This is a genomic window from Rhizobium laguerreae, from assembly GCF_002008165.1.
GTDB lineage: Bacteria > Pseudomonadota > Alphaproteobacteria > Rhizobiales > Rhizobiaceae > Rhizobium > Rhizobium laguerreae.
The window spans coordinates 210,072-230,032 of the sequence record NZ_MRDM01000017.1 but is presented as its reverse complement, the minus strand read 5'-3'; the positions used below and the strand labels follow the sequence as shown (position 1 = coordinate 230,032).

Annotated in this window: 24 protein-coding genes; 15 read left to right on the top strand and 9 right to left on the bottom strand. The window is 61.7% G+C overall.

Features of this window, described 5'->3' with window-relative positions; all coding sequences use genetic code 11:
• Positions 1-93: 93 nt before the first annotated feature.
• Together BS630_RS25080 and BS630_RS25075 are read right to left on the bottom strand one after the other, a co-directional pair.
• Entirely contained in the window at positions 94-1,176 is a 1,083-nt protein-coding gene (locus BS630_RS25080; protein ID WP_077979535.1) for a tetratricopeptide repeat protein, read from the bottom strand.
• Between the two features lie 10 nt (positions 1,177-1,186).
• On the bottom strand, positions 1,187-1,840 hold the full coding sequence (locus tag BS630_RS25075; protein WP_003542828.1) for a thiamine phosphate synthase: 654 nt from the start codon (positions 1,838-1,840) through the stop codon (positions 1,187-1,189).
• A gap of 107 nt (positions 1,841-1,947) precedes the next feature.
• Between BS630_RS25075 and BS630_RS25070 the strand changes: the two genes are divergently transcribed.
• Complete coding sequence (locus tag BS630_RS25070; protein ID WP_077979534.1) at positions 1,948-2,712, top strand: sulfite exporter TauE/SafE family protein; 765 nt, start codon at positions 1,948-1,950, stop codon at positions 2,710-2,712.
• A 167-nt stretch (positions 2,713-2,879) separates the two neighbouring features.
• A complete protein-coding gene (locus BS630_RS25065; RefSeq protein WP_003552646.1) occupies positions 2,880-3,140 on the top strand; it encodes an ArsR/SmtB family transcription factor in 261 nt (86 codons plus the stop codon).
• A gap of 206 nt (positions 3,141-3,346) precedes the next feature.
• Here BS630_RS25065 and BS630_RS25060 read toward each other — a convergent pair whose 3' ends face one another.
• Positions 3,347-3,520 carry a YdcH family protein gene (locus tag BS630_RS25060; protein WP_003542831.1) on the bottom strand — a complete coding sequence of 58 codons (174 nt, stop codon included), beginning with the start codon at positions 3,518-3,520 and terminating at the stop codon, positions 3,347-3,349.
• Between the two features lie 229 nt (positions 3,521-3,749).
• Between BS630_RS25060 and BS630_RS25055 the strand changes: the two genes are divergently transcribed.
• The 8 genes from BS630_RS25055 to BS630_RS25020 all read left to right on the top strand — a co-directional run bounded on the left by BS630_RS25055 (position 3,750) and on the right by BS630_RS25020 (position 10,911).
• Positions 3,750-3,953: a YdcH family protein gene (locus BS630_RS25055; protein WP_003542832.1), complete on the top strand. Its 204-nt coding sequence runs from the start codon at positions 3,750-3,752 to the stop codon at positions 3,951-3,953.
• 18 nt (positions 3,954-3,971) lie between these two features.
• Entirely contained in the window at positions 3,972-4,466 is a 495-nt protein-coding gene (purE, locus tag BS630_RS25050; RefSeq protein WP_011653459.1) for a 5-(carboxyamino)imidazole ribonucleotide mutase, read from the top strand.
• Positions 4,463-5,539 carry a 5-(carboxyamino)imidazole ribonucleotide synthase gene (locus BS630_RS25045; RefSeq protein ID WP_077979533.1) on the top strand — a complete coding sequence of 359 codons (1,077 nt, stop codon included), beginning with the start codon at positions 4,463-4,465 and terminating at the stop codon, positions 5,537-5,539. The genes purE and BS630_RS25045 overlap by 4 nt, the downstream gene beginning before the upstream one ends.
• A 163-nt stretch (positions 5,540-5,702) precedes the next feature.
• Positions 5,703-5,828 (top strand): type B 50S ribosomal protein L36, encoded by a 126-nt coding sequence (gene ykgO / locus BS630_RS25040; protein WP_003542835.1) that lies wholly within the window; start codon positions 5,703-5,705, stop codon positions 5,826-5,828.
• A 110-nt stretch (positions 5,829-5,938) separates the two neighbouring features.
• On the top strand, positions 5,939-6,574 hold the full coding sequence (locus BS630_RS25035; protein ID WP_077979532.1) for a tetratricopeptide repeat protein: 636 nt from the start codon (positions 5,939-5,941) through the stop codon (positions 6,572-6,574).
• Positions 6,575-6,687: 113 nt separating this feature from the next.
• Positions 6,688-7,758, top strand: coding sequence for an alpha/beta fold hydrolase (locus tag BS630_RS25030; RefSeq protein ID WP_077979531.1), 1,071 nt, complete (start codon positions 6,688-6,690; stop codon positions 7,756-7,758).
• Between the two features lie 286 nt (positions 7,759-8,044).
• On the top strand, positions 8,045-9,781 hold the full coding sequence (gene ggt / locus BS630_RS25025; protein WP_077979530.1) for a gamma-glutamyltransferase: 1,737 nt from the start codon (positions 8,045-8,047) through the stop codon (positions 9,779-9,781).
• Between the two features lie 155 nt (positions 9,782-9,936).
• Positions 9,937-10,911 carry a threonine ammonia-lyase gene (locus tag BS630_RS25020; RefSeq protein ID WP_077979529.1) on the top strand — a complete coding sequence of 325 codons (975 nt, stop codon included), beginning with the start codon at positions 9,937-9,939 and terminating at the stop codon, positions 10,909-10,911.
• 68 nt (positions 10,912-10,979) lie between these two features.
• Here the strand turns inward: BS630_RS25020 and BS630_RS25015 are convergent, their stop codons facing one another.
• Positions 10,980-11,777 carry an SDR family NAD(P)-dependent oxidoreductase gene (locus BS630_RS25015; RefSeq protein ID WP_077979528.1) on the bottom strand — a complete coding sequence of 266 codons (798 nt, stop codon included), beginning with the start codon at positions 11,775-11,777 and terminating at the stop codon, positions 10,980-10,982.
• 127 nt (positions 11,778-11,904) lie between these two features.
• Here BS630_RS25015 and BS630_RS25010 point away from each other — a divergent pair, with 127 nt between their 5' ends.
• A complete protein-coding gene (locus tag BS630_RS25010; protein ID WP_077979662.1) occupies positions 11,905-12,849 on the top strand; it encodes a GlxA family transcriptional regulator in 945 nt (314 codons plus the stop codon).
• A gap of 39 nt (positions 12,850-12,888) precedes the next feature.
• Here the strand turns inward: BS630_RS25010 and BS630_RS25005 are convergent, their stop codons facing one another.
• Both BS630_RS25005 and BS630_RS25000 read right to left on the bottom strand, forming a co-directional pair.
• Complete coding sequence (locus BS630_RS25005; RefSeq protein WP_077979527.1) at positions 12,889-13,695, bottom strand: phytanoyl-CoA dioxygenase family protein; 807 nt, start codon at positions 13,693-13,695, stop codon at positions 12,889-12,891.
• Positions 13,696-13,924: 229 nt separating this feature from the next.
• Positions 13,925-14,821, bottom strand: a complete 897-nt coding sequence (locus BS630_RS25000; RefSeq protein ID WP_077979526.1) for a LysR substrate-binding domain-containing protein — start codon at positions 14,819-14,821, stop codon at positions 13,925-13,927.
• A gap of 116 nt (positions 14,822-14,937) precedes the next feature.
• Here BS630_RS25000 and BS630_RS24995 point away from each other — a divergent pair, with 116 nt between their 5' ends.
• Both BS630_RS24995 and BS630_RS24990 read left to right on the top strand, forming a co-directional pair.
• Positions 14,938-15,357, top strand: coding sequence for a tautomerase family protein (locus tag BS630_RS24995; RefSeq protein WP_077979525.1), 420 nt, complete (start codon positions 14,938-14,940; stop codon positions 15,355-15,357).
• Positions 15,354-15,908 carry a DUF4865 family protein gene (locus tag BS630_RS24990; protein ID WP_077979524.1) on the top strand — a complete coding sequence of 185 codons (555 nt, stop codon included), beginning with the start codon at positions 15,354-15,356 and terminating at the stop codon, positions 15,906-15,908. Before BS630_RS24995 ends, BS630_RS24990 begins: the two co-directional genes overlap by 4 nt.
• Before the next feature lie 2 nt (positions 15,909-15,910).
• On the opposite strand, the gene BS630_RS24985 is transcribed toward BS630_RS24990, so the two are convergent.
• The 3 genes from BS630_RS24985 to BS630_RS24975 all read right to left on the bottom strand — a co-directional run bounded on the left by BS630_RS24985 (position 15,911) and on the right by BS630_RS24975 (position 18,610).
• On the bottom strand, positions 15,911-16,546 hold the full coding sequence (locus BS630_RS24985; protein ID WP_077979523.1) for a LysE family translocator: 636 nt from the start codon (positions 16,544-16,546) through the stop codon (positions 15,911-15,913).
• Between the two features lie 139 nt (positions 16,547-16,685).
• Entirely contained in the window at positions 16,686-18,125 is a 1,440-nt protein-coding gene (pyk, locus tag BS630_RS24980) for a pyruvate kinase (protein ID WP_077979522.1), read from the bottom strand.
• Positions 18,125-18,610, bottom strand: coding sequence for a DUF1036 domain-containing protein (locus BS630_RS24975; RefSeq protein WP_017962056.1), 486 nt, complete (start codon positions 18,608-18,610; stop codon positions 18,125-18,127). Before BS630_RS24975 ends, pyk begins: the two co-directional genes overlap by 1 nt.
• A gap of 201 nt (positions 18,611-18,811) precedes the next feature.
• Here BS630_RS24975 and BS630_RS24970 point away from each other — a divergent pair, with 201 nt between their 5' ends.
• A complete protein-coding gene (locus BS630_RS24970; RefSeq protein WP_025395987.1) occupies positions 18,812-19,600 on the top strand; it encodes an N-formylglutamate amidohydrolase in 789 nt (262 codons plus the stop codon).
• 32 nt (positions 19,601-19,632) lie between these two features.
• On the top strand, positions 19,633-19,938 hold the full coding sequence (locus BS630_RS24965; protein WP_017962058.1) for a DUF1244 domain-containing protein: 306 nt from the start codon (positions 19,633-19,635) through the stop codon (positions 19,936-19,938).
• Positions 19,939-19,961 lie beyond the last annotated feature (23 nt).

Here is a 19,961-nt window from a genome sequence, read left to right as displayed (position 1 = left end):
GGATGCTGTAGCCGCATGATGCCTAAATCGATTCAGATTTAAGGGACTATGCAGGAGCCCGTCCGCCTCGTCGGCCGGGTCGCCAAGCGGCCGCTATCGCCGCCGAAACTTGTTGGCGGCGTCGATCGCCGCCTTCTGCTGGGTGTCCTCGATGCCGAGGTAGAAATCCTCGAGCGCGGGATCGGCGAGCCCGGCCCGGCGCGACAGCACGTACCACTTCGCCGCCTCGATCGGATTGGGCGCCGTGCCGATCGCGTTGATATAGAGATGGGCGAGCTTGTTCTGCGCGGCGACATTGCCGCCATTGGCGGCAAGTTTCAGCCATTCGAAGCCCTTGACGTAATCCTTTGGCCCGCCGACGCCGTTGACGAACCAGATACCGAGATCGAGCTGGGCCGTGTCGAAGCCGGCGCGCGCGGCGCGTACCATCCATTCGCGGGCGAGCTTCTTCTTTTCTTCCGGCAGGTCCTTCAGCGTCGCATAGATCTGCGCCACGGCGTATTGCGAATCGGCAATGCCCTGCTCGGCCGATTTCTCATAGAATGGCAGCGCCAGCTTCAGTCCCTTTTCGCCGGGATTGTCGGCGATGAGAAGCTGTGCCCAGTTGAATTCCGCCGAAGGATTGCCCGCCTCGGCCGCCTTGTGCATGTAGTCGTCGGCCTTGACCTTGTCACGCGGCACGCCCTCGCCTTCCATCAGGATCAGCGCATATTTGAACATCGCCGCCGCGTCGCCGCCTTCGGCCGCCTTGCCGTACCAAAAGGCAGCGTTCTTCACGTCCTTCTTGACGCCGAGGCCCTGCGAGAGGATTTCGCCGATCAGCGTCTGCGCCGCCGGATCGCCGAGCTGGGCGCGCGGCAGCGCCTTGTCCATTGCCGTCAGGTAATAACCGCGCTGGAAGGCGCCGTAAGCCTCGTCGATCGGCCCCTTGTAATCCTTCTCCGGCGGCAGGTCCGGCAGCTTCGCGCCCATGCGGTCGAATACGCCGACACCATCGGAGGGTTGCACGCCCGGGCTGGAAGGCCGGTCGGTGCGGAAGGTCGAAGCCGGTCCCGTACCCGGCTGACTGATGACGCTGTCCGGCACCTGCGCCATGGCAACATTCGGCCCGGCCGCAAGGAAGGCGGCCATACCGGCGAGGAAATATTTCAAAAGACGGGCGGGCGGGATCGGCATGAGCGCGATTTCAATCCTCAAACCGTGGCGCTTTTTCGTCAAGCAACGCATTGATCTCGGCAACGATAGCCGGCGCCCGGGCGGGCTCGGCGAAAACCGCCAGCCGCATCGCCACGAACTCCGCTCCGGTCTCGGCGACGGCGAGCGCCGAGGCTGGATCGGTGCCGCCCATGACGATGCAGGGGATCTCGATCATCGAGGCCCACCATTCGCCGAGCGCCAGGTTCTTCGGATGCGCCTCCGGCTTGATGTCCCCGTCGAGCTTGCCGAAGAAGATATAGTCCGGCCTGACTTCGCCGATCTCCAGCGCATGGTGCCGGTCAGCTGCGTTGCCGCCGCCGACGATCAGCTTCGGCGCATGTTTGTCGATCGCCTCCGAAAGGGCCTCAGCATTGCCGGAAAGGTGCAGGCCGTCGGCCTTCGCCCGGCCTGCGACACGGCTGTCACCCGCAATCAGCGCGGCGGCGCCAGCGTCCTGGATCAGCGGCACCAGCTTTTCGGCATGTTTCTGGAAGGTGCCGTCGTCAAGCCCATATTGCGGCACGATCACCGAAGCGACATCGCCGCCCTTCAGCGCGTCGGCGACGATCTTTGCCTGTTCATCGGCATCGGCGATATCGGCTACGATGAGCACAAGGCGGCAGCGGTTTTCCGGTTCGGTCATGGGGTCTTTCCGTTTCCTGCGAATTCCCCTTCGAAATGAGGGATCCGCACTCGTTTTGTGTGAGTAGTTCCGTTAGACGAGGCTTGCAAGAGGAGGACGTCGAAAGCATGCCGCAGGATTTGTCATTCTACTACGCCGCCGTGCCCGCCGTTCTGCTGGTGGGCCTCGCAAAAGGCGGCATGGGCGACGCTTTGTCGCTGATCGGCTTGCCCTTTCTCGCCCTCGTCGTCTCGCCGGTCGAGGCGGCCGCCATCCTGCTGCCGATCCTGGTCTTCATGGACATGATTTCGCTTGTCATCTGGCGCAAGCATGGCGACTGGGCGACGCTGAAGATCATGCTGCCAGGCGCCTTCATCGGCATTGCGCTGGGCTGGGCGACCTCGGCGCTGGTTCCGGGCAACATGCTGCGTATCGTCATCGGCGCGGTGACCATCCTCTTCTGCCTGCGCTATTTCTGGAGCAATTTCGGCCCGGGCGCCGGCAAGGTGGTGCCGCCGCGCAGCCAACGGCCGGTGGCCGCCAACCTCTGGGGCACATTTTCCGGTTACGGTAGCTTCGTCGCCCATGCCGGCGGCGCGCCCTTCCAGATCTATGCCCTGCCGCTCAAATTACAGCCACGTGAATATACCGGCACCAGCGTGCGCTTCTTCGCAATCCTCAACGCCATCAAGCTGATCCCCTATTTCGCGCTCGGTCAGCTCGGCACCCAGAACCTTGCGACCTCCGCAACGCTTCTGCCCTTCGCCCCGCTCGCCACCATCGCCGGCGCCTGGTGCGTGCGCCGCATGAAGCCACAGATCTTCTATCCCTTCATGTATGCAATGGCGCTGATCGCCGCCTTCCTGATCGTGCGCGAGGGCCTTGGCTGGTAAGAGGCCCTACAGCGCCGCGCGTCTCTTCAGGCGCGCAAAGGACGCTGCAGCACTTTGAATTGCTGCATAATTCCTTAGATCGATCTCGATTTAAGGAATTTTGCGGCAACACGCTGCAATGCACAATTTCCTTGCTGGTGCCGCCGGTTTGACGTAGCGTTCCCGCCATGTCGAACACGGACCCTTTCTCTGCGATTGCCGATCCGAACCGGCGGTTTCTGCTGGAGGAATTGCGTCGCGCGCCACGGACGGTCAACGAGCTCGCCGAAGGCCTGCCGATCAGCCGTCCTGCTGTTTCGCAGCACCTGAAGGCGCTTCTCGACAGCAATCTCGTTTCCGTGACCTCGGAAGGCACCAAACGCATCTATGCAGTCAATAACCGTGGCTTCGACAAGCTCAATTTGTGGCTGGATCAGTTCTGGGCCTGATGCATGTTCCCGTAAGATCTGGGGATACGATGCGAATCATAAGGATGCGATGTGAGACGTGACAGACGCAAATGCGCCAGCCACGATGCCGGATGCATCGGACTGGCGCAAATATGGTGTCAAATCACCGGTTCTTGCAAATTTTTGGTGGAATGGATGGATTTACCTTGTTGCGCAAGATGATCGCCCGGCGACCCTTGGGAAGATTAGTGGACGGATGACTTAAGACGCTGAATCTCGTCCTTGATGCGCAGCTTGCGGCGCTTGCATTCGGCAAGTTCCGTATCGGAAATAGAGGGAGATGTTCTGAGCGCGTGCAACTCCTCCTCGAGAGCGACATGCTTTTTCTGGAGTGACTCAAGATGAGCTTGAACAGTCATATGACCCTTCCTTCCTCTTACCCTCCCCGGCCAACATCGTCGGGGATCAAGGTGTCAACGGGCGGGACTGTGACATATTTTTGACGGCTTGTCGAAGGCCAAAAGATGAAGACTGCATGGCAATTTCATGATCAAGACTAACTAGCCGTTACCTGTATTTGGTGATAGGAGCTTGCGGAAATCATCGCCAGATCGGACAAGGTCCAAGGACGATAAACGGGGAATGTATATGGCCGATCAGGAACAGGCGGAAATCAGGCTCATAGTGGCGCGCCTGCGCCAGGAGCACGAGGATTTCGACGCCGCGATCAACGCCATGATTCAGACCGGATGCGATGCTCTGCGGATCCAGCGCATGAAAAAGAAGAAGCTCGTTATCAAGGACAGGCTCTCCAAGCTGGAAGATCAGATCATCCCTGACATCATCGCCTGAGAGGGAATAGCAGCAACGATGACAGACAGACCGCCCGTCGCCATCATCATGGGCAGCCAGTCCGACTGGGAGACCATGAAAAACGCCGCCGACACGCTGGAGGCGCTGGAAATTCCCTATGACGCGCGCATCATTTCGGCGCACCGCACAGTCGACCGGCTGGTCAATTTCGCCAAGGGCGCACGTGCGGAGGGCTTCAAGGTCATCATCGCCGGCGCCGGCGGCGCCGCCCACCTGCCGGGCATGACCGCCGCAATGACGCCGCTGCCGGTCTTCGGCGTGCCGGTCCAATCAAAAGCTCTGTCCGGCCAGGACAGCCTCCTTTCCATCGTGCAGATGCCGGCCGGTATTCCCGTCGGCACGCTCGCCATCGGCAAGGCCGGCGCAGTCAACGCCGCCCTTCTCGCCGCCGCCGTGCTTGCCCTTTCCGACGAAGAAATCGCCGACCGGCTCGACGAATGGCGCGAGCGCCAGAGTGCTGCCGTCGCCGAATACCCGATGGACGATCTATGACGGCGAGAACGATCGGCATTATCGGCGGCGGCCAGCTCGGCCGCATGCTGGCCATTGCCGCCGCCAGGTTGAATTTTCGCACGGTCATCCTCGAGCCGCAGGCGGACTGTCCGGCCGCCCAGCTCGCCAACCGGCAGATTACCGCCGCCTATGACGATCCCTTGGCACTGGCCGAACTCGCCGATATCTGCGACGTCGTCACCTACGAATTCGAGAACGTGCCCGTCGCAGCCGCCGAAACGCTCTCGGCGAGCGTGTCCGTCTATCCGCCGCCGAAGGCGCTGGAAGCCGCCCAGGACCGTCTCGTCGAAAAACGCTTTCTCAATGGGTGCGGCATAACCACTGCCCGCTTCCATGCGATCGACAGCCAGGCCGATCTCGAGACGGCACTGAAGGATTTCGGCGGCCAGGGCGTGCTGAAGACCCGCCGTCTCGGTTATGACGGCAAGGGCCAGAAGGTTTTCCGCTCGGCCGCAGACAGTCCGGATGGCGCCTATGCAGCACTTGGCGGCGTGCCGCTCATCCTCGAAAGCTTCGTGGCCTTCGAGCGTGAGGTCTCGATCATCGCCGCCCGCGCCCCCGACGGTACGGTCGTCTGCTTCGATCCCGCCGAGAATGTCCACCGCAACGGCATTCTCCACACCTCGACGGTTCCCGCTGCGATCTCGGCGCCGGCAGCGGACGCCGCGCGGCAATCGGCCGAGAAAATCCTTGCTGCATTGAACTATGTCGGCGTCATCGGCATCGAATTCTTCGTACTTGCCGATGGCGGACTGATCGCCAACGAGATGGCGCCGCGTGTCCACAACTCCGGTCACTGGACGGAAGCCGCCTGCGTCGTCAGCCAGTTCGAGCAGCATATCCGCGCCGTTGCCGGCCTGCCGCTCGGCAATGCCGAGCGCCATTCCGACTGCGTCATGCAGAACCTGATCGGCGATGATATCCTTGCCGTTCCCGACTGGCTGCGGCGCCCCGATACGCTGGTTCATCTCTATGGCAAGACCGAGTGGCGCCCCGGCCGCAAGATGGGCCATGTCACCACCCTGACGCCGAAATCGCCGGTTTTGGCCTGAGAAAACACCCCTGCGCCTTGGGAAAAACACCTTCATGTGGTTGACACGGAAAAGGTGACGGGGTATCTGCTCCCCACCTAAACAGCGCGCCCGATGGCGCGCTTTTGATTGTTAAAGATACGGGCGAATGTGAATTCCCCCATAGAGATCGCGGATCAGAAAAATGAAGATCAAGAATTCGCTCAAGTCGCTCAAGGCTCGTCACCGTGACAACCGTCTGGTTCGCCGCAAGGGCCGCATGTACATCATCAACAAGCTGAACCCGCGCTTCAAGGCTCGTCAGGGCTGATTTCGCGCGTCGGATCGCCCTGCGTATGAGTTTGCGCGGGCATATATATCCGGTGGGTCGCTGCGGTGATCACGTCAAATTTGTTTGATCTTCGGCGCTGGCGGGCTAATATGTCCGCCATGCGCTTTTTTGCTTTGACATCAGCGGCGCTGCCGCTCGCCCTCATCCTGTTCGCCTCCACCTTTCCGGCTACCGCCGCGGAGCAGCCGGCCGCCACGGCGAAAAAGGACGTCATCGTCGAGCAGGCGGATACTAACAATTCGCCGAAGCAGCACCTCGACCAGCTCTTCAGCCAATTGAAGCGTGAACGCGATCCCGAAAAGGCCAGCGGCATCGCCAATGAAATCCGCATGGAATGGAACGATTCCGGTAGCGCCACCGTCAATCTGCTGATGCAGTGGGCCGACAAGGCGATCGAGGAAAAGCGCAACCCCGCCGCCCTCGATTTCCTCGATGAGGCGATTGCGCTGAAGCCCGATTATGCCGAAAGCTGGAACCGCCGCGCCACGCTAAATTTCGTCATGGGCAATTATCGCAAGTCGATGTCCGATATCGAGCGTGTGCTCGATCTCGAGCCGCGCCATTTCGGTGCGCTCTCCGGCATGGCGGCGATCCTCAGCAATTCCGGCAACGACCAGCTGACCTTGAAGGCGTGGGAGCGTTTTCTCGATATCTATCCCGCCGAACGCACCGCCCAGGAACAGGCTAACACGCTTGCGGAAAAACTTGCCGGCAACCGCACCTGATTCCCGGCCGGCCATCTTGACGTTGGATCGTGGCGCACAATTTTAGAATAGAGAGGGAATGATGTGGCGGCTGTCAGCCTCCGGTCGTCCCCCAATTATCGCTCGTTGAGATCATGCTTGCAGAAGTTTCCGCTCTTCTCGCCCCACTCGCCGCCGCCATCGGTTACTCCACATATAAGGCGCGGCAATTCGAACACGCCTATCCGAATATCGGCGAACTGACGGATGTCGGCGGCTTCCGCATGAATGCCGTCCACGTCGAGCGTCCCGAAAATGCGGATCTGCCGGCGCTGGTCTTCATCCACGGCGCCAGCGGCAATCTGCTCGATCAGGTCGTCGCCTTTCGTGCCGCGCTCGAAGGCCGGGCGGAAATGCTGTTCGTCGATCGTCCCGGTCACGGCTATTCCGAACGCGGCGGCCCTGAGAACGCCGTCCCCTCCGGCCAGGCAGATGCAATCGCCAGGCTGATGGAGAAGCGTGGCATCGGGAAGGCGATCATCGTCGGCCATTCCTTCGGCGGCGCGATCACTGCCGCCTTCGGCCTGCGCCATCCTGACAAGACCGCCGGCTTGCTCTTCCTCGCGCCCGCCACCCATCCATGGCCGGGCGGCATCGACTGGTACTATCATGTGGCAACCGTGCCGATCGTCGGCTGGCTCTTCACTCACGCAATCGTTGTGCCGCTCGGGCTCAGCCGGCTGGAGCGCGGCACGCTGAATGTCTTCCGCCCCAACCCTCGCCCGGCCGACTACATCGAAAAAACCGGTCCGTCGCTGGTGCTGCGCCCCAGCGCCTTCCACAACAATGCCGCCGATTTCAAAAGACTGCTCGCCTATGTGAAGGAGCAGTCGCTGCTTTATTCGCAGATCACCGCGCCGACCGTCATCATAACGGGCGACCGCGACGAGATTGTCTGGGAACACCTGCATTCACGCGGCCTTGCCCGCGATATATCAGGCTCCGAGCTCATTACCGTTCGCGGCGTCGGCCACAAGCCGGATTATCTCGCAACCGATGTCGCCGTCGCCGCCATTGACAAGATATCAGGCAAGCCGCGCGACCTGCAGGCAATTGCCCGCAGAGCCGAGGAGAGGCTTGCCGCCGCCTCTCGCGATCAGAGGGCCGCAGCCGCGCTGGCGCCTGCTGCGCCGCGTGTCTTTTCAGACGCGCAAAATACGCTGTAGCACGTTGAAATGTATAACTATCCGGCCAAGGGCCGCATGTCCTTCGACCGACCTGACGCTGACCCAGCCGGCGAAGATAAGGATCATCGTCGATACACCGCTCGATAACGCCGACACACCGGAAACTCACCGAACTGCTGACGCTTTAGGTTTTGTTTTTACGCAGGTCGTTGTCGCAAGCCGCTGCACAGTTTTACGCGACATGATTTAAAGCCAACCCCTTGCATTGCCTCGGGCCCAGGCAGTCCCATATGTTTTTCCATCATTGTCCATAGGAGGGGAAATCATGGGCCGCCTGCATATCGGGACGATCTCCGTCATATCAGCATTGTCGCTGAGCGTGACCTCGGCTTTTGCCGCCTCGCCTGCACCCGTCGAAGCCGAGCACGGCATGGTCGTCACCGCCCAGCATCTGGCGACCGATGTCGGCGTCGAGGTGCTGAAAGGCGGCGGCAATGCTGTCGATGCGGCGGTCGCCGTCGGTTATGCGCTGGCGGTTGTCTATCCCTCGGCCGGCAATCTCGGCGGTGGCGGCTTCATGACCATCCGCCTGAAGGATGGCACCAAGACCTTCCTCGATTTCCGCGAACGCGCGCCGCTTGCCGCAACGAAGACGATGTATCTCGACGCCAAGGGCGATATCGTGCCGCGTGCCAGCCTCGACGGGTATCTTGCCGTAGGCGTGCCGGGCTCCGTCATGGGCTTCGAGACCGCGCGCGAGAAATACGGCACCAAGTCGCGCGAAGAACTGATCGCGCCGGCACTCCGCTTCGCCAAGGAAGGTTTCACGCTGGAACAGGGCGACGCGGCAAGTTTCGCCAGCAACGCCAAACGCCTCGCCAAGGATGAAGCCACGGCAAAGATCTTCCTGAAAGCGGATGGTAAACCCTATGCATCCGGCGAAAAACTCCAGCAGCCGGATCTTGCCGCAGTCCTTGCAGGCATTTCCGAAAAAGGTCCCGACGCCTTCTACAAGTCGGCACCCGCCGAGGCGATCGTCAAGGCGAGCCAGGCCAAGGGCGGCATCCTCGCCAAGGAGGATTTTGAGCAATATGCCGTGCGCGAGCTGAAGCCGATCGAGTGCAATTACCGCGGCTACGACATCATCTCCTCGCCGCCGCCGTCTTCCGGCGGCGTCATCATCTGCGAGATCCTCAACGTTCTGGAAGGATATCCGCTTTCCTATCTCGGCTATAACTCGGCCGAAACCGTGCACATCATGGTCGAGGCGATGCGCTATGCCTATGTCGACCGCAATGCTGCACTCGGCGATCCCGATTTCGTTGAGAACCCGATCACAAAGCTGCTCGATAAGAAGTATGCTTTGGAGATCGCCGCCAAGATCGACCCTTACAAGGCCGGCACCTCGGCGAACCTGAAGCCGCTCGGCGGCAAGGAAAGCACCGAGACCACGCATTATTCGATCATCGACGACGAGGGCAATGCGGTCGCCGTCACCTATACGCTGAATGGCTCCTTCGGTGCCGCGGTCGTAGCGCCCGGCACCGGTGTGCTGCTCAATAACGAGATGGACGACTTCACCTCCAAGCCCGGCGTGCCGAACCTCTACGGACTGGTGCAGGGCGAGGCCAATGCCATCGCCCCGAAGAAGACGCCGCTTTCCTCGATGAGCCCGACGATCGTCACCCGGGACGACAAGCCCTTCATGGTCATCGGCAGCCCCGGCGGCTCGCGCATCATCACCATCACGCTGGAGGCGATCCTCAATGTCGTCGATTTCGGCATGGATATCAGTCAGGCGGTCAATGCCCCGCGTCTCCACCACCAATGGCAGCCCGACAAGGTCTTTCTCGAACCTTATGCGCTTTCGCCGGATACGGAAAAGACGCTCGCCGCCATGGGCTACAGCTTCGACGGCGGCAACGACACGCCGCAATGGGGCCAGGCCGCCGGCATCCTCGTCGGCGGCAAGAGCCTTGCCGCCATCGCTAAGGGCGGCGGCGCCCGGTATAACGGCGCCATGGACAGCCGCGCAACGGAAGGGTCTGCAAGCGGCTACTGACGCTTCGGGATCGCCTGATCAAACGGTCGGCGGAAGCGCAACGCGGCTCGAGAAGCAGCGGTGGCACCATTCATGTCACCGTGACAAAGTCGCCGTTCACAATTGGCCTGCCGCGCCCTATGCATGGGCGAACCCGCAAGCAGAAAGATTCCCGAATGGCCAGCATTGAAATGATTGTCGCAGCCCGCGCCCGTCTGCGCGGTCATGCAAGGCGCACGCCGCTTCTCTCCTCTCCTTTTTTGAATGAGATTGCCGGCCGGCGTCTGTTCGTGAAAGCGGAATGTCTGCAGCATTCCGGCTCGTTCAAGTTTCGCGGCGGCTGGTCGGCCGTCTCCGGCCTCGATGCTGCGGTGCGTTCGAAGGGCGTCATCGCCTTCTCCTCCGGCAACCACGCCCAGGGCGTTGCGCTTGCGGCCAAGCTGCACAATATCCCCTCCGTCATCATCATGCCGAGCGATGCGCCGAAGCTGAAGATTGCCAACACCCGCGCCTTCGGCGCCGAAGTGGTGCTCTACGACCGCGTCAATGAGGATCGCGACGAGATCGGCGCCAGGCTTTCGGCCGAGCGCGGCCTGACGCTGATCAAGCCCTTCGACGAACCGCTGGTCATCGCCGGTCAGGGCACGACCGGTCTCGAAATCTCCGAACAGGCGGAAGAGGAAGGCGTGACATCAGCCGAAGTTCTCGTTCCCTGCGGCGGCGGCGGATTGACCTCAGGCATTGCGCTCGCCCTCGAAGCGAGCGCCCCCGGCTTTCGCGTCCGCCCCTGCGAGCCCAAGGATTTCGACGACACCACCCGCTCGCTCGCCTCCGGCAAGATCGAACGCAACACGTCGGTATCAGGCTCGATCTGCGATGCAATCGTCACGCCGCAACCCGGCAATATCACTTTCCCGATCCTCAAGCGTCTCGCCGGCGCCGGCATCGTCGTCACCGACGAGGAGGCACTGCACGCCATGGCGCTCGCCTTCACACGGCTGAAGATCGTCGTCGAGCCCGGCGGCGCCGTGGCGCTTGCCGCCGCCCTCTTCCATGGCGACGCCCTGGAAAGCGACACGATCGTCGCCGTCACCTCGGGCGGCAATGTCGATGCCGATATCTTCGCCATGGCTCTGGAACGGTTCGGCTAAATATCGTTGCAAATGAACGCCGTTGACCATCCGCAGCAGTAGCAGCGGATGGTTTCTATCTTTTAAGGTCAGGCGATCTTGTAGCGTTTCGCCGGCACGCTGCGAGACAGGTTCGGCATCAGCGCCTCGCGCGCCTGCTCATAGGCGGCAAGCAGACCGGCATCCTCGAGCGACGGAATGGTCGCGAATTCGCCCTGCCCGAGGCCTGCGAGCGACGCATCGACCATATCCTCCGCCGACATTACGATCTCATTGGGCAGGTGTTCGACTGGCGTGCCGGCAATGCCCCAGAATTCCGTTGCCGTGGCACCGGGCAGAACTGCCTGGATGCGAATGTTCTTCTCCGCCAGCTCATGCTTCAGCGATTGGCTGAAGGCGAGCACGAAGGCTTTCGTACCGCCATAAACGCCGTTCAAGAGTTCCGGTGCGATCGCGACAATAGACGCAATGTTGATGATCGTACCGCCGCCACGCGCAACGAAGCCAGGAACAGCGGCATAGGTCAGCCGCATCAGCGCCGTGACGTTGAGTTCGATCATTTCCTGCATCTTGTCGACATCGGCGGCAAGCAGCGGCGCCGTCCCGCCGAAACCGGCATTGTTGACGAGAAGTGTGATGCTCCGATCTTCCTTCAGCACGCGTTCGACGCGAGCTAGGCCGGCCCTGTTGCCGAGATCGGCGACGACAGTCTCGACGGTCCGTCCGGTCTCATCACTCAACCGACTTGCCAGCGCCTGCAGCCGCTCGCCGTTGCGGGCGACGATGATGAGATCGTAACCCTGCTTCGCCAGCCTATGGGCATAGATCGCGCCGATGCCCGAGGATGCGCCGGTTACCAGAGCCGTGCCCTTATGTTCCTGTGTCATGATCCGTCTCCATGAATACGCCGGCCCGATGCCCTGCGCTTGAGGAGAGTTTTACGTCCGATTGCGAATGTCTCAAATGTCATATATACCACCTTTCAGGACATAATCATTTCAGGACGCGATGGTCATGCAGCACGTCGGCTTTCTTCTCTATCCCGGCTTCCAGATCATGAGCCTGGCTGCCGTCTCGGCCTTCGAGTTCGCCAATATCGAACTCGAGGAAAAGGTTTACGAGGTCCACTATCTCTCCGAACATGGCGGGCCAATTGCCAACTCGCTTGGCATGGCGATGGAGACGGAGGCCTTTGGGGACCTAGCCCTCGACACGCTGATCGTGGCGGGAGCGCCCGGCATCAGACTGCCGAATGCGGCGGAAACCGACTTCGTCCGCGCCGCCTTGCCCGCCACACGTCGCCTGGCCTCGATCTGCACCGGCGCCTTCTTTCTTGCCGAAGCCGGCATCCTTGACGGACGCCGCGCAACGACGCACTGGTATGTCTCGCGCGAACTGCAAAGCCGCTATCCCAAAATAAAGATGGAGGAAGACCGGATCTTCATCATCGACGGTTCCGTCTGGACGTCCGCCGGCATGACGGCCGGTCTCGATCTGGCTTTGGCGATGGTCGAGAAGGATCAAGGTATTGAAGTGGCGCGCGCCGTTGCCCGCATGCTTGTCGTCTATCACCGCCGCGCCGGTGGCCAGTCACAATTTTCCGCCCTTCTGGAACTGGAGCCCAAATCGGACCGCATCCAGAAGGCGCTCGCCCACGCCCGCAGCAATCTGAAATCGGCGCTTTCAGTCGAGGAGTTGGCGGAAGCGGCCCATCTTAGCCCCCGCCAGTTCAGCCGCGCCTTCCGCGCTGAAACCGGCCAATCGCCGGCCAAGGCCGTCGAGAACCTGCGGTTGGAAGCGGCCCGGCTGATGATGGAGCAGGGCCGCCACCCGATCGATGTCGTTGCCCGCGAAACAGGCTTTGCCGATCGCGAGCGCATGCGCCGCGCCTTTCTTCGCGCTTTCGGCCAGCCGCCGCAGGCAATTCGGCGCGCCGCCCTGCAGGAGCTGCAGATGTGATACATCCAGCCTGCGACGGCAGGACGCATCCTGTTCTCGTTACCGCTCTTGAAGCGCCCGGCGGATCGCCGTCTCGACCGGCGAATAGGCGCCGTCCTCCCGTTCGAGCCGAAGTGGTTCGGAAGGTGCAAGGCCCGGCTGCGCCATGAAACGGGGCTGCTTGCCGCGGTGCATCTGCGCTGCATGGATGAGGAACGGATGGCACAGATAGACCGTGCCAGCCCGTCCTGTCGCCAACGCCAGCGGCCGCTCCTCCCCGACACGCTCCAGCCAGAGGTGGGCCATCCCTGCATCGCCCGCCGGTTCAAGAAGGCGGGCGATATCCTTGTGCGATCCGACGCGGATCCGGGTCGGCGCGTCCTCCTCCCCGACATCTGAGAACAGGAAGAGCATCAGCAGCGCCCGGCCGCGCGAGGTGATGTTCACCCGCCAGGCGGAAAAGTCCCGCTGCTCATCCGGATTGGAATCCTCGCCGGGAAAGCTGAGGTCGACATGCCATCCGGCATCGCCTGGATCATCGCGATGGGGAAAGCGCACCGGGAAACTGCCAAGCCCATTGCGCGGCACCCAGCGTCCTTTGCCGACGAGCTGGTCGAAGGCCGAATGCAATACCTGCATGTTGACGGCTTTCTCGAAAGGCCCGCCGCCATAACCGGCAAGCCGCACGACGGGCTGCGTCCACGTCCTTGGATCATCCGCATCGAAAGGAATATCGCGCCACATGATGGCACGAGCTTCCATGGCCAATTCGCGGGGAAAAGCGTCGTCGATCCTGACGAAACCGTCATCGATGAATCGCTCGATCTGCGCGGCACTCAGTGCCGGCGGGTAAACATCTGCTGTCATGAAAAATCTCTCTATCGCCAAACCTGCTGGCTCTTTCCTTGGCCAGATGCAGGGTGGTTACAGTTCACGGCAACGCACAGCCACGAAGGCTGTCAGCGGCCGCATCTTCTGATGCCCGAAGGCAGAGCCCTTAGAGGCTCAAGAAGAAGACCGAAGCGATATTGAGGGTGAACATCTTCATAGCAGTTCGAGGCTACAGGCTTGCGCCCGAGGGGTCAATCCGGAGATGTCAAGCCGACACCTCGCGCAGCGCGCCATGCACCGACTGAAGCACGAGCTCGGCAAGCCGGGCGGCAGCCGGCTGCGGTTCGGCTTCCGCCCGATGCAGGACCAGACCGAGCTTCGGCAAATCCGGCAGGCCGATCGTCTCCGGCGCCAGCGGCCGGACCTTCGCCGGCAGGCCGATCGGCGTGCGGATGGTGAGGCCGAGGCCTGCCGCTGTCGCGGCCCAGAGACCGCCGAGACTGGGACTGACGAAGGCGAGCCGCCAGGAAATGCCCGCCTCATCAAGTGCCTTGGTCGCTGCATTCCTCAGCAGGCACGGCGCCTCCAGCGAAGCGAGTGGTATCGGCTCGCCGCTTACGGCTTGCCAGCACGGCTGCCCCTCGGCAGGTCCGATCCAGCGCATCGGCACTTCGCCGACCCGCTCGCAATGCGCCGTCAGCGTGCCATCGCTCCAGGCAAGCGCCAGATCAAGCTTGCCCGAAGTGACGCGCTCGAGCAGCTCGGCATTGCGCACCACCCGCGCTTCAATGCGGACCTTCGGATGAGCGCGCGCAAAGCGGCCGAGCACATCAGGCAGCAGGCTCTCACCGAAATCCTCCTGCAGGCCGAGCCGCACCCAGCCTTCCAGCTCGACGCTGTTGACGGCTGCTGCCGCCTCGTCGTTGAGTTCCAGCAGCCGCCTGGCATAACCGAGCATCGTCTCGCCGGCATCGGTCAACGCCAGCCCGCGCCCCGCCTTGCGGAAGATCGGCGTACCCGCCTGCTCCTCCAGCTTCTTCAGCTGCGCGCTGACTGCAGAGGTCGAACGGCCGAGCCGCGCGGCCGCCTTGGCGAAATTGCCAAGCTCCATGCCGGTCGAAAAGGTTCGAAGCACGTCGAGATCGAAGATCGTCCGTCGCATTGAATTATCCCGATTTTCAGGACCGTTTATCCATAAAATTCTGATTTTCAGCATCATCGTGCCGTGCGATGGTTCTGCTGTCAAGGCCGACCGCGGTCTGAACCATGGAGATCCCGATGCCCTTCGTTCGCATTTCCCTTCACAAAGGCAAGTCGCCGGACTACCTCATGGCACTGGCCGACAGCATCCAGCGCGCCCTAGTCGAGACCTTCGACGTGCCCGAAAACGACCGCTTCCAGGCCATTCATCAGCATGACGGGAACGAATTGATCTTCGACCGCAGCTATCTCGCCGGCCCGCGCTCGGACGACTTCGTCTATATCTCGATCACGATCGGCAGGCCTCGCACCGTCGAGATGAAGGCGGCGCTCTATCGGCGGCTCGCCGATCTCTTGGCGCAGTCACCGGGCCTCCGGCCCGAGGACGTGATGATCGTCATCAGCACCAGTACACCGGAAGACTGGTCCTTCGGCAATGGCATTGCCCAGATGACCGACCCCGACTGGCGGCTTCGTGCAATCGGAGATCGGCAATGATTGCCATGCAGTACAGCTTCACCCTGCCAGCCGATTACGACATGTCGATCATCGGCCGCCGCATCCGCGACAAGGGACCGTTGCTCGACGGCTTTCCCAATCTCGGTTTCAAGGCCTATCTCAAAGCGCGCAAAAGTGAATTTGGCAGTCGCGAAAACCTCTACGCGCCCTTCTACCTCTGGCAGACGCCGGAAGGGGTAAGCGACTTCCTTTGCGGTCCTGGGTTTGAGGCGTTAACAGGCGCCTTCGGCTGGCCGCAGGTCAAAACCTGGATCGTCTGGCAGGCCGAAATCTCGCCTGATATCGCCGCAGCCAAGTTCGCCACCTGTGATATCCAGCAGACGGAATCCTATGCGCCGCTCATCGATCTCCGCGGGGCCAACAGCGCGGAGGCCGATGCAGATATGGCAACAGGCGCGCTCGCCTCCGTCTCCGGCTTCGAACCGACGACATGGACGCGAATACGCTTCAAGCTATGGCGCGAGGTTCCGGAAATCGGCGAGCATACGCGGGCCTATCGCGTCGGTCACCTATCCCTGGCTCGCCCCTGAACTCAGACGGTTGCCCGACGATAAAATGCCAGCGAGCCGGCAAGCGCCAGCAGCGCGCCACCGCAGGCCCGCTCCAGCCACATGGCGCCGGAGGTTTTGAGGAAACGCACGGCCTGCGAACCGAAGAAGGCGTAGCCGAACATGATGAGGAAATCGAGCGCGGCAAAGACCAGCGCGAGCAACGTGTATTGCGTTACCTGCGACAGGGTCGGGTCGATGAACTGTGGCAGGAAGGCTGAGAAGAACAGGTAGCCCTTCGGATTGGTCGCCGCGACCATGAAGCTCTTCAGCCCGATCGAGAAGGGCGAAGTCGCGCCCGCAGGCGCTCCAGACTTCAACGCCGCATCGATCGTGCCCTTCGAGCGCAGCAACATGATGCCGAGAAAAGCGAGATAGGCGGCACCCGCCCATTTCAGCATCGAGAACCAGAATTCCGATGCAGCGAGCAGCGCACCGAGCCCGATCGCGACGGCGCCGATCAGCACGAAATCGGACAGCACCGCGCCGATCATGCCAGCAACTGCCCGGCGCAGGCCATGCCGAGAACCGTTGGTCAGCGCCAACAACACGGTTGGCCCGGGCGTCGCGATGCCGACAAAAGAAACGGCTGCAAAAGCCAGAAGCGTGACGATATCCATGATGCTCCTCCGAACCCGGAGCATGTCCAGCTCCAGGGAGCGAAACTTGCATGCGTCGCCAAGCTTGGCAATGCAAGTCCGTCAACGAAAAAGCCCGCCGCCTCTTCACGCAGCGGACTTTCGAAGGCATGCGATTGGATCAGACGCCGCTCTGGCCGTCGGAGCCGATATAGGCGATGCGGATCATGTTGGTGGCGCCGGGCGTGCCGAGCGGCACACCGGCTGAGATGATGATGCGGTCGCCCGGCTTGCCGAAGCCTTCGTCGGCGACGATGCGGCAGGCGCGGTTGACCATGTCGTCGAGATCGGTCGCGTCATGGGTGACGACGCAATGCAGGCCCCAGACGACGGCAAGACGGCGCGCCGTCTTGATGATCGGCGACAGCGCCAGAATCGGCACTTGCGGACGCTCGCGTGAGGCACGAAGGCCTGTCGTGCCCGACGAGGTGTAACAAACGATAGCCGATAGCTTCAGCGTTTCGGCGATCTGACGGGCGGCAAGCGAAATCGCATCGGCACCGGTCGCTTCCGGCTGGGCACGCTGGGCATAGATGATGCCGGGATAATGCGGCTCGCGCTCGATGGCGGTGGCAATCGACGCCATCGTCGCGACGGCTTCGACGGGATAGTCGCCCGAGGCCGATTCGGCCGAGAGCATGACGGCATCCGCACCTTCGAAGACGGCGGTCGCGACGTCGGAAACTTCGGCGCGTGTTGGCACCGGCGCGGAGATCATCGATTCCAGCATCTGCGTGGCAACGACCACCGGCTTGCCCGAACGGCGGCAGGCGCGGATCAGCTGCTTCTGGATGCCGGGAACCGATTCGAGCGGCATTTCGACGCCGAGATCGCCACGGGCGACCATCAATGCGTCGGACAGTTCGATGATTTCCTCGATGCGCTCGAGAGCCTGCGGTTTTTCGATCTTCGACATCAGGCCGACGCGGCCACGGGCGATCTTGCGCACTTCGGCAAGGTCGTCGGGACGCTGGACGAAGGAAAGCGCCACCCAGTCGACATCGTCGGTGGCAAGCACGGCGTCGAGGTCGGCGCGGTCCTTGTCCGTCAGCGCGCCGACGCCGAGCAGCGTGTCGGGAAGGCTGACGCCCTTGCGGTCGGAGATGCGCGTGCCTGAAATAACAGTCGTGACGATGCTCTTGCCGTCGCATTTTTCTGCGCGCAGCGCGAGCTTGCCGTCGTCGATCAGCAGACGATGGCCGGGCTGCACCGACTCCAGGATCTCGGGGTGCGGCAGATAGACGCGGTTCTGGTCGCCGAGGGCTTCGTTGTTGTCGAGCGTGAAGGTCTGGCCGGGCTTCAGATCCACCTTGCCGTCGACGAACTTGCCGACACGCAGTTTCGGTCCCTGCAGGTCGGCGAGAATGCCGATCGGCCGGCCGGAGCGCGCCTCGACCGAGCGGATACGCTGGATGAGCATACGCATCATGTCGTGACTCGCATGGCTCATATTGATGCGGAAGACATCGGCCCCAGCCTGGTGCAGCTTCTCGATCATCGATTCCTCGGAGGAGGCTGGCCCGAGGGTGGCGAGGATTTTAACTTTGCGATTACGCTTCATCAATTCTGGCTTTCTTGCGTCCCTGGGGTGTCGGAGAGTTGAACCATCCAGCTACCCTGGCGGCCCGTATCATATTCCTTGAATCCCATCTTCTGGTAACCGCGGGCATAACAATCCTGCACACCCGAGATCTTGAATTCATTTTCCGCCACGCACATCTGCACGTCACCCGTCCATCGTCCTCCCCGGGCGGCGTCCTCTGCGTAGAGGTAATAATAACGCGACTGCAATTCTCCCTCGATCAGCGTGGCGCAGGTCGTTGCCGGCACCTGCCACCAGCCCTCCGTCACCCAGCCATCCTTGGCCCGGTATCCGATCGCAACGCCGACGAGATTCTGTGTTCCGTTGCAGACGCGAAAATCGGCGCGTGCGGCATCTGCGATGAAAAACGGCATGGCGGCTGCAAGAGCGAACAGAGCGAGACGGACCAGAGGTCTGGACCGCGTGAGGAAACTTGGCGCGGCTTGGATCAACACGGCTCCCAAATAGCTCCACGGTTATTCGTATCCGTGTCTTCTTGCGCCGCCGTCAACCGAAAGTCAACGCAATGCTAATCGATTATATTTCCTTTCATAACCACCGTCGAGGGTCCGACTTAACCTCTCCCCACCCTGCCGCGCTTGAACCTGCCGCAGGTGCATGCGATCACTGCGCCCGACGGCGCAATGACGAACGGCAATTCCCTGATGGACGACTTCCAATCCTTCGAAATCCTATCCGGCAAACATGACAAAGGCATGGTGATCCTCGCAGATCACGCGATGAACCGCCTTCCCGCGCGATATGGCCGGCTCGGACTGCCCGACGCGGCCTTCGCCCGCCACATCGCCTATGACATCGGCATCGAGGGCCTGACGCGGCAGCTTTCGGAAAAACTCGGCGTTCCCGCCGTGCTCGGTGGCTTTTCGCGTCTGCTGATCGATCCCAATCGCGGTGAAGACGATCCGACACTGATCATGAAGATCTCCGACGGCGCCGTCATATCAGGCAATCATCCGATCACGCCGCAGGAATGGAACTACCGGATCGAAACCTTCCATCGCCCCTATCACGACGCTGTCGCCGCAACGATCGACAGCGTGGCGAATGCCACCGGCAAGGCACCGCTGGTGCTATCGCTGCACTCCTTCACGCCAGCCTGGAAAGGCATCCCCCGTCCCTGGCATGCTGCCGTGCTCTGGGATAGCGACCATCGCGCCGTCGGCCCGCTGCTCGATATGCTGCGCGCCGATCCCGATCTCGCCGTTGGCGACAACGAACCCTATGACGGCGCGCTGAAGGGCGATACCATGTACCGCCATTGCATGATCACCGGCATTCCGCATGCGCTGCTTGAGGTGCGGCAGGACCTGATCGGAGACGAGACCGGCATATCGGCATGGGCCGAACGCCTGGCGCCGATCTTTGCGGCGATGAATGCCGATCCCGCCTTGCACGAATACGATGTCCGCCTGTCGCGCACCGGCCCCTATTGAACGAAGGCTACACTTAACGAGAGGAAAGCGAGATGACCGCGCTCAGCAAGGAACAACAAACCGAATTCGAAGCTGCCGCCTTCCGCCGCCTCGTCGCACATCTTCGCGAACGCAGCGACGTTCAGAACATCGATCTAATGAATCTGGCCGGCTTCTGCCGCAACTGCCTGTCGAACTGGTATCGGGAAGCCGCCGAGGCAGAAGGTGTCCCGGTGACCAGAGACGAATCGCGCGAGATGGTCTATGGCATGCCCTATGAGGACTGGAAGAATCTTCACCAGAACGAGGCCTCGCCTGTGCAAAAGGCTGCTTTTGACCTGAACAATCCACACAAATAACCTGCCCGGCCGCGAACAGGCTT